The 13,008-nt window shown below is 33.0% G+C and carries 13 protein-coding genes; 7 read left to right on the forward strand and 6 right to left on the reverse strand.

Annotation, left to right across the window (positions count from 1 at the left end):
• The first annotated feature begins 122 nt into the window (after nt 1-122).
• The 7 genes from C3729_RS04255 (at nt 123) to tsaB (ending at nt 6,465) form a co-directional block, all read left to right on the forward strand.
• Nucleotides 123-554, forward strand: a complete 432-nt coding sequence (locus tag C3729_RS04255) for an RpiB/LacA/LacB family sugar-phosphate isomerase (RefSeq protein ID WP_104793017.1) — start codon at nt 123-125, stop codon at nt 552-554.
• Between the two features lie 69 nt (nt 555-623).
• Nucleotides 624-2,771 carry a ribonuclease R gene (gene rnr / locus C3729_RS04260; RefSeq protein ID WP_104793018.1) on the forward strand — a complete coding sequence of 716 codons (2,148 nt, stop codon included), beginning with the start codon at nt 624-626 and terminating at the stop codon, nt 2,769-2,771.
• Nucleotides 2,772-2,880: 109 nt separating this feature from the next.
• Nucleotides 2,881-3,567 carry a LysE family translocator gene (locus tag C3729_RS04265; RefSeq protein ID WP_069799864.1) on the forward strand — a complete coding sequence of 229 codons (687 nt, stop codon included), beginning with the start codon at nt 2,881-2,883 and terminating at the stop codon, nt 3,565-3,567.
• The gene (locus tag C3729_RS04270) at nt 3,564-4,496 is read left to right on the forward strand and encodes an LD-carboxypeptidase (RefSeq protein WP_104793019.1); all 933 of its coding nucleotides are present in this window, start codon (nt 3,564-3,566) and stop codon (nt 4,494-4,496) included. The genes C3729_RS04265 and C3729_RS04270 overlap by 4 nt, the downstream gene beginning before the upstream one ends.
• Nucleotides 4,497-4,563: 67 nt before the next feature.
• Nucleotides 4,564-4,935 carry a YraN family protein gene (locus C3729_RS04275; RefSeq protein ID WP_104793020.1) on the forward strand — a complete coding sequence of 124 codons (372 nt, stop codon included), beginning with the start codon at nt 4,564-4,566 and terminating at the stop codon, nt 4,933-4,935.
• Nucleotides 4,936-4,957: 22 nt separating this feature from the next.
• Complete coding sequence (locus C3729_RS04280; protein ID WP_104793216.1) at nt 4,958-5,707, forward strand: SDR family NAD(P)-dependent oxidoreductase; 750 nt, start codon at nt 4,958-4,960, stop codon at nt 5,705-5,707.
• A gap of 86 nt (nt 5,708-5,793) precedes the next feature.
• Nucleotides 5,794-6,465: a tRNA (adenosine(37)-N6)-threonylcarbamoyltransferase complex dimerization subunit type 1 TsaB gene (gene tsaB / locus C3729_RS04285; RefSeq protein WP_104793021.1), complete on the forward strand. Its 672-nt coding sequence runs from the start codon at nt 5,794-5,796 to the stop codon at nt 6,463-6,465.
• Nucleotides 6,466-6,644: 179 nt separating this feature from the next.
• On the opposite strand, the gene C3729_RS04290 is transcribed toward tsaB, so the two are convergent.
• The 6 genes from C3729_RS04290 to C3729_RS04315 all read right to left on the reverse strand — a co-directional run bounded on the left by C3729_RS04290 (nt 6,645) and on the right by C3729_RS04315 (nt 12,781).
• On the reverse strand, nt 6,645-9,110 hold the full coding sequence (locus C3729_RS04290; RefSeq protein ID WP_104793022.1) for a tetratricopeptide repeat protein: 2,466 nt from the start codon (nt 9,108-9,110) through the stop codon (nt 6,645-6,647).
• Between the two features lie 77 nt (nt 9,111-9,187).
• Entirely contained in the window at nt 9,188-9,748 is a 561-nt protein-coding gene (locus C3729_RS04295) for a Maf family nucleotide pyrophosphatase (RefSeq protein ID WP_104793023.1), read from the reverse strand.
• 171 nt (nt 9,749-9,919) lie between these two features.
• A complete protein-coding gene (locus tag C3729_RS04300; RefSeq protein WP_104793024.1) occupies nt 9,920-10,438 on the reverse strand; it encodes a KdsC family phosphatase in 519 nt (172 codons plus the stop codon).
• Between the two features lie 82 nt (nt 10,439-10,520).
• The gene (locus C3729_RS04305) at nt 10,521-11,276 is read right to left on the reverse strand and encodes a Rossmann-like and DUF2520 domain-containing protein (protein ID WP_104793025.1); all 756 of its coding nucleotides are present in this window, start codon (nt 11,274-11,276) and stop codon (nt 10,521-10,523) included.
• Nucleotides 11,277-11,411: 135 nt separating this feature from the next.
• Nucleotides 11,412-12,365 carry a glycosyltransferase family 9 protein gene (locus tag C3729_RS04310; protein ID WP_317615406.1) on the reverse strand — a complete coding sequence of 318 codons (954 nt, stop codon included), beginning with the start codon at nt 12,363-12,365 and terminating at the stop codon, nt 11,412-11,414.
• A complete protein-coding gene (locus C3729_RS04315) occupies nt 12,362-12,781 on the reverse strand; it encodes a SufE family protein (protein WP_104793026.1) in 420 nt (139 codons plus the stop codon). Before C3729_RS04315 ends, C3729_RS04310 begins: the two co-directional genes overlap by 4 nt.
• Nucleotides 12,782-13,008: the final 227 nt, after the last annotated feature.

Raw genomic sequence — 13,008 nt, forward strand, 5'->3', positions numbered from 1 at the left:
AAAGTAATTTGCCAAGATTTTCTTAAACACTTGATTTTAAAGCTCATTTAAAAAATCGATTTTAAAATTTAATCCACAATTCACATTTAAAGTGTTAATTTTGTAGAAATAATAAGAATAAAATGAAAAAAATAGCAATCGCCGCAGATCACGCAGGCTATGAATACAAGGAATTTGCAAAGAAACAATTAGAAGGAAAATATGAATTGGTAGATTTTGGAACCCATGGTTTAGATTCTGTAGATTATCCAGATTTTGTACATCCTGCTGCAAGTGCTGTAGAAAACGGAGATTGTGAATTTGGAATTTTATTTTGTGGAAGCGGACAAGGTGTACAATTAAGTGCTAATAAACACCAAGGAATAAGATGTGCTCTAGCTTGGATGCCAGAAATTGCAGAATTATCTCGCCAACATAACAATTGTAATATGGTAGCAATGCCTGCCAGATTTATTGCCAAAGAATTGGCGCTAGAAATCATAGAGAAATTTCTCACCACCGATTTCGAAGGAGGAAGACATCAAAACAGAGTAGATAAAATCACTTGTAAATAAAACCATCTCCGACGAAAGTTGGAGATTTTTATTTAAATTTATAAAAATAAAAAAAACACTAAAACATATATGAAACAACAACATAAATCACAAAAACAAGATCAGAAACTTCGCGATATTGGGAAGCTCATTCTGCGTTTTATGAATAAAAAAGCGTCTAAAATCTATAATTACAAACAGATTGCTGACGGAATAGAATATAAAAATCCTAGACAAAGAGAACTCGTTATTCAGGCACTTCATAAATTGAAAGCCGAAGATAAAATTAAAGAAACAGAGAAGAATAAATACATTGTAAACCTTCAAATTACCGATACGTTAACAGGAGTTATCGATTTTGCAGCCAATGGAAATGCCTATGTAAAAGTAGAAGGAATAGAAGATGATGTTTTTATTCATCAAAAAAATGTAAAAGATGCGTTGCAAGGAGACACGGTTCTTATCGTCACCTATCATTTTAAAGGTAAAAAATTAGAAGGCTCAGTTTTAGAAGTTCTAGAACGGGCTAATGATACTTTTGTAGGGACTTTTCAGTTTGTTCCGCATAAAGATTTTGGATTTGTAGTCATTGATAAAAAACAAATTAATAATGACTTCTTTATCCCAAAAAATAAAATAAATGGTGCTAAAGATGGCGAAAAAGTTGTGGTAAAAATGCTGAATTGGGATGCGAATTCTAAAAATCCAGAAGGCGAAATTATTCAAGTTTTGGGACTTTCTGGTGAACATGAAACTGAAATCCACTCTATTCTAGCAGAATATGGTTTGCCTTATGAGTTTCCACCAGAAGTAGAAGCTGAAGCAGATAAAATTGATAGAAAAATTACCGCTGCAGAAGTGAAAAAACGCAGAGATATGCGTAAAGTTCTCACATTTACTATTGACCCAAAAGATGCAAAAGATTTTGATGATGCTCTTTCTTTACAGAAATTAGAAAATGGAAACTGGGAAATTGGTGTTCACATTGCAGACGTTTCGCATTACGTAAGACCGGGAACTATTTTAGATGATGAAGCTTATAACAGAGCCACTTCTGTGTATTTGGTAGACAGAGTTGTTCCTATGCTTCCTGAAGTTTTGAGTAATGATGTTTGTTCACTTCGTCCCAATGAAGATAAATTCACATTTTCAGCAGTTTTTGAACTCAATGACAAAGCTGAAGTTCAAAATCAATGGTTTGGAAGAACGGTTATTCATTCAGACAGAAGATTTACCTATGAAGAAGCGCAAGAACGAATTGAAACGAAAACAGGAGAATTAGCAGAAGAAATACTGGTATTAGATAAACTCGCTAAAATTCTAAGAAAAAATAGAATTAAAAATGGAGCAATTACTTTTGACAGAAGTGAAGTAAGATTCAATTTAGACGAAAATAATGAACCTATTGGTGTTTATTTTAAAATTAGCAAAGATTCTAATCATTTGATTGAAGAATTCATGCTTTTAGCCAATAGAAAAGTATCTGAATTTGTTTCACTAACTAGAAAAGGAGAAACTACTGGAAATACTTTTGTGTATAGAGTTCACGATGATCCTAATCCTACAAAATTAGAAGCATTGCGAGAATTCGTAGGAACTTTCGGGTATAAAATGAACCTTGCTAATTCTAAAAAAGTAGCAGAATCACTCAATAATTTATTACGAGATGTAAAAGGAAAAGGCGAAGAAAACATGATTGAAACTCTAGCCATGCGAAGCATGAGCAAAGCAGTCTATTCTACCAATCCTATTGGACATTACGGTTTAGGATTCGAATATTACTCGCACTTTACCTCTCCTATTCGTAGATATCCAGATTTAATAGCTCACCGTTTGTTACAACACTATTTAGATGGCGGAAAATCTCCTTTTGCTGCTGAATACGAAGAATATTGCAAACATTGCAGTGATATGGAACGTCTCGCATCAGATGCAGAAAGAGATTCTATTAAATTTATGCAAGTAAAATTCATGGAAAAACACGTAGGAGAATTTTTCGAAGGTGTGATTTCTGGAACTGCAGACTTCGGATTCTGGGTAGAAATTCCAGAAAACGGCGCAGAAGGTTTAATAAAATTGCGTGATTTAATGGATGATTCTTACTTCCACGAACCAAAAACACATTCTATTGTAGGAATGAGAACAGGTAAAACCTATCAATTGGGAGACACCATAAAAATTAAAGTGGTGAAAGCGAATTTGGTGGCTAAACAATTAGATTTTAAAGTGGTGGATTAAAAATTATTTAAAGATTTAAGAATTTAAAATTTGTAAGATTTTAGTTCAAACAACAAGCAAAGTTTTAAAAAATATTAATCTTTAAATACTTATTTCTTACCTTTGTTAAATGCTTGAACTTATACTTTCGGCAATCGGATTAGGATTTATGTTGAGTCTTGTTTTTATAGGACCAATATTCTTTTTATTGATTGAGACTAGTTTTTGTAGAGGTCACCGTCATGCTTTGGCATTAGATTTAGGCGTGATTACTGCAGATATTTTGTGTATTGTAGCTGCTTATTTTGCCAGCGCAGACTTGGTAGAACTTATAGACAAACATCCAGGATTTTACAGAATTACAGCGCTTATTATTTTGGTTTACGGAATTTTTATGATGCTTACCAAAACTCAAATGCACGTTGCTAATGAGAAAAAAATCATCAGTCAAAATTATTTCAAAACTTTTGTAAATGGCTTCTTGTTCAATATTTTGAATGTAGGAGTTATTTTATTTTGGCTGGTTACCGTAATTTCGGTGAGAAATGAATATCCAGATTTGCAGAATTTCCTGCTTTACATCAGTTTAGTGATTGCGACTTATCTTGTGATAGATTTACTCAAAATATTGTTAGCCAAGCAATTTCACTATAAATTGACTCAAAATTTAGCTAATAAAATCAGAAAAACTGTAGGAATTATTCTGATTATTTTTAGTTTTTTCATCTTTCTGCAGAGTTATAAAAAATTCAATCAATTTGATAAACGTTTAGAAGAAGCAGAAAGCAAAGAAATACTCTACCAAAAAGCAAAATGAAAAATATTATTTTTCCTAAAAATTTAAAAAAAGGTGACCAAATAGCCATTATTTCTCCTGCAGGATTTGTGGAAGAAACATCACTTCAGAGCACCATCAATTTGATAAAATCAAAAGGCTACGAACCTATTCTTGGTAAAAATACTCTTGGAAAATTTGAAAACGGTTACAATTATTCAGGAACCGAAAAAGAAAGAATTCAGGATTTAAATTGGGCTTTCAATAATCCAGAAATTTCAGCAATTTGGGCTTCTAGAGGTGGTTATGGTTGTCAGCATTTATTGAGACACCTCAAACTTTCAGAATTCAGACAAAATCCGAAATGGTATATTGGTTATTCTGATAATACAGTGATTAACAGTTATTTACTTAAAAATAATTTCTCTTCTATTCACGGACAAACCATTAAAACAGCAAGTTTCGGGGTTTCTGAAGGAAGCTATGAAGACATTTTCAAAATTTTAGAAGGAAAAAAAATTCAATATTCCGTAGAAAAACATCAACTTAATAAAAATGGAAAAGCTGAAGGAGAACTCATTGGTGGAAATTTAGCTTTGATTTATGCCCTTTTAGGAACGCCATATTCATTTGATTTCAAAGATAAAATTCTTTTCATAGAAGACATTGGCGAGAATTTTTATGCACTCGATAGAATGTTAATAAGTCTTGATTTAGCAGGAGTTTTCAGAAAAATTAAGGGATTAATCATCGGCGGAATGACCAATATGGGCGATGCAAAAGAAAACAAAAACTATGATGAACCTTTCGATGAATTTGCCTATGAAATCATTGCTCAAAGAATAAAAAAATACAACTTCCCTACTCTTTTTGGCTTTCCAAATGGACATATTTTTGATAACAGACCTTTAATTATAGGAAGTAAGGTAAAGATGGAAGTTGAGGAAAAAGGATTAGTAAAAATTTTATAAACCACAGTGAAACAGAGAATTCACATTGTTCACAGTGAAAACTCGGAGCTCTCTGTGTTTAAATATTATGGCAGAACACAATGATTTTGGCAAACTCGCAGAAGAATTGGCAGAGCAATTTTTAGTCGAAAAAAACTATAAAATCTTAGCCAAAAACTTTCGTTTTCAAAAAGCAGAAGTAGATATCATTACAGAATTTGATGGGAAAATCGTAGTGATAGAAGTAAAAGCGAGAGGAACAGATATTTTTATGGAACCTCATGAAGCGGTGACCAAAAAGAAAATTAAATCCATCGTTTCTGCCACAGACGAATACCTAAAATCTCTAAATATAGACAAAGAAGTGAGGTTTGATATTATTTCTGTCCTTCCAGACGAAACAGGAAAACTTAAAATTTCACATTTAGAAGACGCTTTTGAAGCATTTGATGCAAATTAAAAATAAATCTATCAACTATAAAATGAAAACAATATTCATCACCGGTGCAACTTCAGGAATTGGAAAAGCTACCGCAGAAACTTTTGCTAAACAAGGTCATAGATTAATCATTTGTGGTCGTAGAAAAGAAGTTTTAGAGCAATTACAAATCGAATTAAGCAATATTACAGAAGTGTACAGTTTGGTTTTTGATGTAAGAAACCAAGAAGAAGTAGAAAATGCCATCCATTCACTTCCAGAAGAATGGAAAAACATAGATGTTTTGGTGAATAATGCAGGAAATGCTCATGGTTTAGAATCTATTTCCGAAGGAAATATTGCAGATTGGGATGCGATGATGGACGGAAATGTAAAAGGACTGCTTTATGTTTCTCAACCGATTATTAAAATCATGAAAGCGAGAAATACAGGACATATTATCAATATTTCTTCGGTTGCTGCGAGACAAACGTATGCAAATGGTGTGGTATATTGTGCATCAAAACGCGCTGTAGACGTTATTTCCGAAGGAATGCGTTTAGAACTTACAGAATTTGGAATCAAAGTGACTAATATACAACCAGGAGCAGTAGAAACTGATTTTTCTAAAGTAAGATTTAAAGGAGATGAAAAACGTGCTGCAACTGTTTATGCGGGTTATGAAGCACTGAAAGCAGAAGATATTGCAGATGCGATTTCGTATTGTGTAAATGCACCAGAAAGAGTTTCTATTGCAGAATTATGCATTTATCCAAAAGCACAAGCAGAACCGAGAACGATTCACCGTAAATAATTTGTTGATTTGTTAATGTGATGATTCGTTGATTATCTTTGCAAAAATTATCACATCATCACATTTTCAAATTACCACATCAAAAAATGAAAATCCTCCATATAGAAACCTCGTCTAAAAACTGTTCAGTTGCTATTTCTGATGGCGAAGAATTATTATGTCTTTGCGAAGAAGTTTCAGAAAACTATAAACAGTCAGAATCGCTACACACTTTTGTAGAATGGGCTTTAGAAGGCGCAGAAATTTCTTTGAAAGATATTGAAGCAGTTTCATTAGGAAAAGGTCCAGGTTCTTACACCGGTCTCAGAATTGGCGCAGCTTCGGCAAAAGGTTTTTGTTATGGACTGAAAGTTCCTCTCATTGCTGTCAATTCTCTGGAAACGATGATAGAGCCGTTTTTAGGTCAAAACTATGATATAATCATTCCATTAATCGATGCGAGAAGAATGGAGGTTTATTGCGCCGTTTTTGATGGAAATTCAGGGGAGATGTTGACGGAGACAGAAGCAAAAATCTTAGACGAACAATCTTTCAAAGAATTAGAAGGTAAAAAAATCCTTTTCGTAGGAGATGGCGCCAAAAAAGCGCAAGAGATTTTACAAATTTCGGGAGCAGATTTTAACGAAAATGTGTATCCATCTGCGAAATATCTCATCAAAAAATCGGTGGAGAAATTCAACCGACAAGATTTTGAAGACGTGGCGTATTTCGAGCCGTTTTATTTAAAAGATTTCCACGGGGTAAAGAAAAAATCTTAATCTTTAATCCTTCCTATTTATCACGCAAAGATTTCTTAAAAATTGGTATAAAATTAAGATAGCAAAGAAGCGAATAAATTCGCCTTTTAAGCGATAGCTTTTTCATTCGCAAAATCGAAAAAACTTTGCTCACTCTGTTAAAGATTGTAAAAATTTAAGCTTTGCGCTGAGAAAACTGCTTATTTTTTAGGTTTTAAATCTTTTGGTTGCAGCGGATCATCTTGTTGCATTTCTTGCAAATTCCTTTGTTTAGAATTATTTTGCTGAATTCTTTCAGGATTTGTAGAGCTAGAATTCACATTCTGTGGCGCAAATGCTGGTTCATTTTTCGGTGAAATAGGATTTCCGTTATCATCGAACTGTTCAACTTTTATATCGCTTTTCAGATATTGAAGCATTTCCTTTGCTTTTATACCTTCAGGAGTTTTCGCATAATTCAGCATTAATTGTTCTAACTGAAGAATCATGATTTCTTTTCCTGCAGTTTTTCCTGTGTTAAAGGCATTCAACAAGATAAATTTAGGAACCAAAACATCTTTTGGATATTTCTGTAAAGTTTCTTCAATCAATTTTTTAGAATCATCAAATTTTTCTTCGGAGTAAAGAGCAAAAGCTTGTGTATAGATTTTTTCTACTTCAGAATCAGACGTGGTGAAATCTGCTTTCTTAGGGTTTTTCACAAATTCCGCATAAGAAGTGTAAGGATATTTCTCTAAAATCAACTGTTTCGCACGTTCTGCAGCACTCGGATTTTTCTCATAATTCATAGAGAAAATCTGATACAATGCTTGCAATTCCGTTTCTTCATCAGTCTTAGAATCTACCAAATCGTACAATGTTTTGGTGGCTAAAGAAGTATTAGAAAAGAAGTTTTCATACATTCTTCCCAGACCAAGACTTGCCGTATCTCTGTCTTTTTTGAGCGCTAAAATTTCTTCTGTTTTGGTCGGAATTTTTTCAATGTAGAAATCCGGTTCATATCTTCTAGGATCTGGAGCAGCCGTAATTCCGAGTGCTTCATTTTTAAGATCTTCTATAGAATTCATTTTGGTAGAAGTTCGCCAGTTGTCTGTAAGCGCTCTATTTCCCCAGATTTGCTTAAATTCTTTTTCGCCTTTAGAAATATTGGCTTGATTGGCAAAATAGAAGCCTTTACTTCCATTAAAATCCAAGAAAGAATTGTTGTTGTCTGTATTTCCTAATAAGGCAAAATCTACGGTTTCTACTCTATTTTTGCTTTCTTTTTCTGCTTTTTTACGTTCCAATTCTTCCTTTGCTTCTTTGGCTTTTATGCCTTCAATATGTTTGTTAAAAAAGGCAATTCGCTCATCATTAGACATTTTAGTAAGTTTCAGAATGCTGTCATTCTTTTTGATGAGATAATAATTTTTAGAAATGTCTTTTATGTTTTCGGTAAGCGATTTCAGTTCTTCTTTTGCAGGGGCATAATTCATTGCGGCATAAGCAGAATCGTAATAAACACCAGCGCTTAAGTAATCATTATCTTCGAAAAACTTTTTCCCGATTTCATAGTAAGCCAAACCTCTTACTTGAGGATCAGATACTTTTTCTTTAATAGATTTCTGGAAAAATTCTTGCGCTTCTTCCTTTTTACCAGCTTTTTTCGCCATTAAACCTAGTGCATAATAGAATTCATTTTTTCTAGAAGCATAGGTTCCTTTTTTACTAATTTTTTCCAAATATTCTTTTGCGCCTTCGTAATCATCATCTTTTCCATTGAATGTTTTGGCGATTTCTACTTGAGATTTTACTTCAAATTCAAAATTTCTGGCGTTTTTATAAGCGGTGACAAAACTTTCTCTCGCTTCTTCATTTTTGCCAAGATTGGCAAGGATTTGTCCACGAAGAAAAGCAATTCTGCTTCTTAATTTTTTGTTTTTATTGAGTTTATACGCACTTTCTAATTCTGTTACAGCTTCTTCCTTTTTACCAGCGTTTAAAAGCATTTCCGAATAGAAAATACTCAGTAATTTTTTCTCAGATTTTTTGAGTTTTTTATTTTCTTTCAACTCACGGAAGGTTTCATCTGCACGGTAATAGTCCTTCATTTTTCCGTAAGTGTAGGCTTCGTAAACTTTGGCTAAAGAAAGTCTCTTGTCTTTTTTATAAATTTTTTGAACTGTATTTAGTGCGTCAAGCGCTTCTAAAGGCTTATTTTGGAACAATCTTGCTTTTGCTAAAACAAGATAAGCATCAAAAATAGTTTTGTTTTTTTCTTCGCCCTTAAACATCATCGAATGTTTATCAATGGCTTTTTGAGCCTTCAATTCTGCGATTTCTAAAATACTTAATCTGGTAGGATTTAAGACTGCGGTTTGGTTATTTTCATTATCCGAACCTCTAAAAGGTAGCCCATTTTCATTATCAGAAACACCTAAATTTTCCATTTGAGCAGAAGAAATTTGCTCTTCATAAGTGAGTAATTTAATGTAAGGCGCATGAAAATTATCTCGATAAGATTTATCTCGCTGTTTTAATTCGGCATTGAGCGCTTCTTCTCCATTGAACAAAACATTGTAAAAAGTGGTGAAATCTTGATATTTACGGTTCAAATAGCCATCTTTTCTTGGCGAACAAGCCAAAAAAACTGCAGAACCTAAAGCGAGAAGTATATATTTTTTCATGGAGTGTTTTAATAACTGAAATTGCCACAATTTATTGTGATTGAGGCGAAAAACATTCAGTAAAAATAAGGAATTTTTTAGAAACCTAAATCTTTTAAAGTTTCGTAAACCAAATGTGTAGGCAATCCCATAATCGTGTAAAAACTGCCGTTGATTTTTGAGATTTTTGCCATGCCTAACCATTCCTGAATTCCGTAGCTTCCTGCTTTGTCAAAAGGATGATAATTTTCGATGTAAAAATTGATTTCTTGGTCAGTAATTTCTGAAAATTCTACATCTGCTACATCAGTTTTAGTGATGATTTTTTCATTAGTTTTAAATGAAACTGCGGTGTAAACCTGATGTGTTTTCCCCGACAAATGTTGAAGCATTTCTACCGCTTCTTCCCTATTTTTAGGCTTTCCGAGAACTTTTCCTTCAAAGGTAACAATCGTGTCAGAAGTGAGTAACACTTCATCTTTTTGTAGATTTTGGTAAGCATCTGCTTTGAGTTCAGAAAGGTATCCTGCAATATTTTCTACGGGTAAATTTTCTGGAAAAACTTCGTCACAATCTATAGAAACCACCTCAAAATCAAAACCTAAACTTTGTAAAAGTTCCTTTCTTCTGGGTGAATTAGAGCCGAGTAATATTTTCATTTACGATTTTAGATTTTAGATTTTAGATTTTAGATTTTAGATTTTAGATTTTAGATTTTAGATTTTAGATTTTAGATTTTAGATTTTAAAAAGATATATAATTTACAACTTTTAATACAAACAGGAAAATTGTTTTCACTTTTTACTCTCCAATTCTACAAACTCTCCCACTTAAATAGACTGCGTATCATCATCAATCCAAGTTCCTTGCACTTTCATGACTTGCTCTATCACGTCTCTTACAGCGCCTCTTCCACCATAAATAGGAGAAATATAGTCCGAAATTTCTTTTACTTCTGCCACAGAATTGGGCGGACAAGCCGAAATTCCAGAAATTTTCATCATTTTGATGTCTGGAATATCATCTCCCATCGTAAGAATTTCTTCGTTTTGAAGATTGTATTTGGCTTTAAACTCTTCGAATTTTTCTAATTTATGATGCACTTTTGCATAATAATCAGTAATGCCTAAATAATGAATTCTGTGACGAACCATGGGATCATCTCCACCGGTAATCACGCAGATTTTATAGTTTTTTTTCAATGCTTTTACCACTGCAAAACCATCTAAAACATTCATTACTCTGCACATATTTCCTTCTGGTAAAAGATAAACGCTACCGTCTGTGAAAACGCCGTCTACATCAAAAACAAAGGCTTTTATATTTTTTAATTTTTCTAAATGACTCATATTTTCTATGTTGTAAAGTTGTAAAACCGCTAAGTTGTAAAGTTGTAAAAAATACGATTAACGACTTTACAAATAAGCGATTTTACTCAAAATGATACATTTTCTTTATCGATTCGTTTAAGGTTTTATAGATTTTTAGTTTTTCTTCATCGGTTAATAAAGATTCATGAAGCTTCAGCACTTTTTCATCATTTCTAATAGCAGGTCCAGTTTGTGCCAATTTTGGTTCTAATTCATGTATTTTTTGGGTAGTTTCGTCAATCAATGGCAAAAAATAATCAAACGGAATGTTTTGACTGTCAGAAATTTCCTTGGCTCTCGCGTACAAATGATTCACAAAATTACAAGCAAAAACCGCCGTCAAATGAATGTATTTTCGTTTTTCATCATTGGCAATTATTACATTTTTAGAAATTTTGGAAGCCAAATTTTTCAAAATTTCTTCATCATTTTCATTTTCTGCATCTATGAAAAATGGAATTTTAGAATAGTCTAAATTTTTAGATTTTGAAAACGTTTGAAGCGGATAAAAAACTGATTTTCTGTAATTTCCACTCAATGCTTCACGTGAAACAGAACCAGAAGTATGCGCTACCAAAGCATTTTCATTTTTGATGAGTGATGAAACTTCAGCAATCGAAGAATCACTTACCGAAATAATGTACAAATCAGCATCAGCAAGCGTTTCCGTAGAAAAAGGAATGGAAAATTGCTCAGAAATTTTCTGAAGTTCGGTGGTATTTCTTCCAAAAATTTGAGAAATAGGAATTTGAGCTTCTGTAAAAGCTTTTGCTAAGTGAAATGCCACATTTCCAGAACCGATGAGTACAATTTGCATAGAGCAAAGATAAGAAATACAAGTATTTATTGAGATTAAAATTTAAACATTAAGTCTCTATTAAGGGATTAAGTTCATTAAGAAAACATCTAAGATGTTTTAAAAAAATTAATAAAACTATGAATTAACTTAAATCTAAATTTTCTTCAAGATTTGTGAAATTTCTATTTGATTAAGACACGCGTAATCTCCTCTGTAACAAGGTTTAATGCCAAAAACAGAACAAGGTCTGCACGCTAAATCTGCAATTTCTACAATATCTTTTTCGGACTGTCCGTATCCTAAAAATCCAGCGAAATAATGGGTAGCTCCCCAAACCGAAACCACTCTAGTTCCCACCAAACTTGCCAAATGCATATTAGCAGAATCCATAGAAATCATGAGTTCTAATTCAGAAATTTTTTGAAGTTCTTCTTTAAGCGAAAGTTTCCCAGCAAGAGAAGTTACATTTTCTAATTCTTGCTCCCATTTTGATAGAATTTCTACTTCTTTTTTTCCGCCACCAAAAAGATAAATTGCATGATTTTTAGAAAGCGTTTTTACCAATTCTAAAGATTTTTCAATGGGAAGCATTTTCCCTGCATGTTGCGCAAAAGGAGCAAATCCAATTCCAGATTTTTGTTGAGATTTTGGGAATAATTGATGAGAAAGTTTTAGTTTAAAACCTAATTTTCTGAAAACATCTGCATAACGTTCTGTAGTTGGCTTCAGTGGTTTTTTAACTTTATTTTCCTTTCTCGTAAGTAATTTTTTTTCAGTTCTTCCTTTGTCAAGCGTTGCCGTTTTTTTGAAGAAAAAACTCAGAATTTTAGTGCGCAAAACATTGTGCAAATCGGCTACAAAATCTGGCTGAAATTCTTTTTTTAGTTCCAAAGCCAATTTTCTGAGTCCGAAAAATCCTTTGTAATCATCCAGATTTATGCCACGAAAAGTCAATCGCTCTACTCCATCGAATAAATCGGCAAAGTTTTTTCTGGAAACGAAAACAATTTCTGTGTCAGGATTTTGCGCCAAAAATTCTTTCAAAACAGGCACAATCATCGCTACATCTCCAAAAGCGGAAAAACGATATGCTAAGATTTTTTTCACGATTTTAACTGAAATGCAACCGCGTAAAACTTAATTTGTTTGGTCATTGCCATTAAACCATTGGCTCTAGAAGGCGATAAAAATTCTTGCAAACCGATTTTTGAGATAAAATCAAAATCAGAATCCAAAATTTCTTGGGTAGAATGACCGCTGTAAATTCTCACCAAAAGAGAAACAATTCCTTTCGGTAAAATTCCGTCAGAATCTGCATTGAAGAAGAGTTTTCCTTCTCTGAATTCGGCGTCTAACCAAACTTTGGACTGGCAACCTTTAATCAGATTTTCGTCTGTTTTTTTGTCTTCAGGTAAACCTTTCAGTTCTTTTCCCAAGTCTATAATGTATTCGTATTTCTGTTCCCAATCGTCCAGAAACTCGAATTCTTCTATGATTTCTTGTTGTTTTTCTTGAATTGTCATGGTACAAAGATAAATCTTTTTTGTTGGAAGCTGAAAGTCAGATGCTGGAAGTTTTTTTTGAGAATTTTAAAAATTGAGATGAGGTAAAATTGAGTAAGTAGAACTGTTGATTTAGTAGATTCACATTCGAGTCAAAGTCTACTCAAGTTTTACGTTTGTTCGTGGTTTGTTCGTAATTTATGGTACTTTTCCGAGGCTGATTCGAAGGAAACACGAAGAAACCACGA

It is taken from the genome of Cloacibacterium normanense (assembly GCF_002943105.1).
In the GTDB taxonomy this organism is placed as follows: Bacteria; Bacteroidota; Bacteroidia; order Flavobacteriales; family Weeksellaceae; genus Cloacibacterium.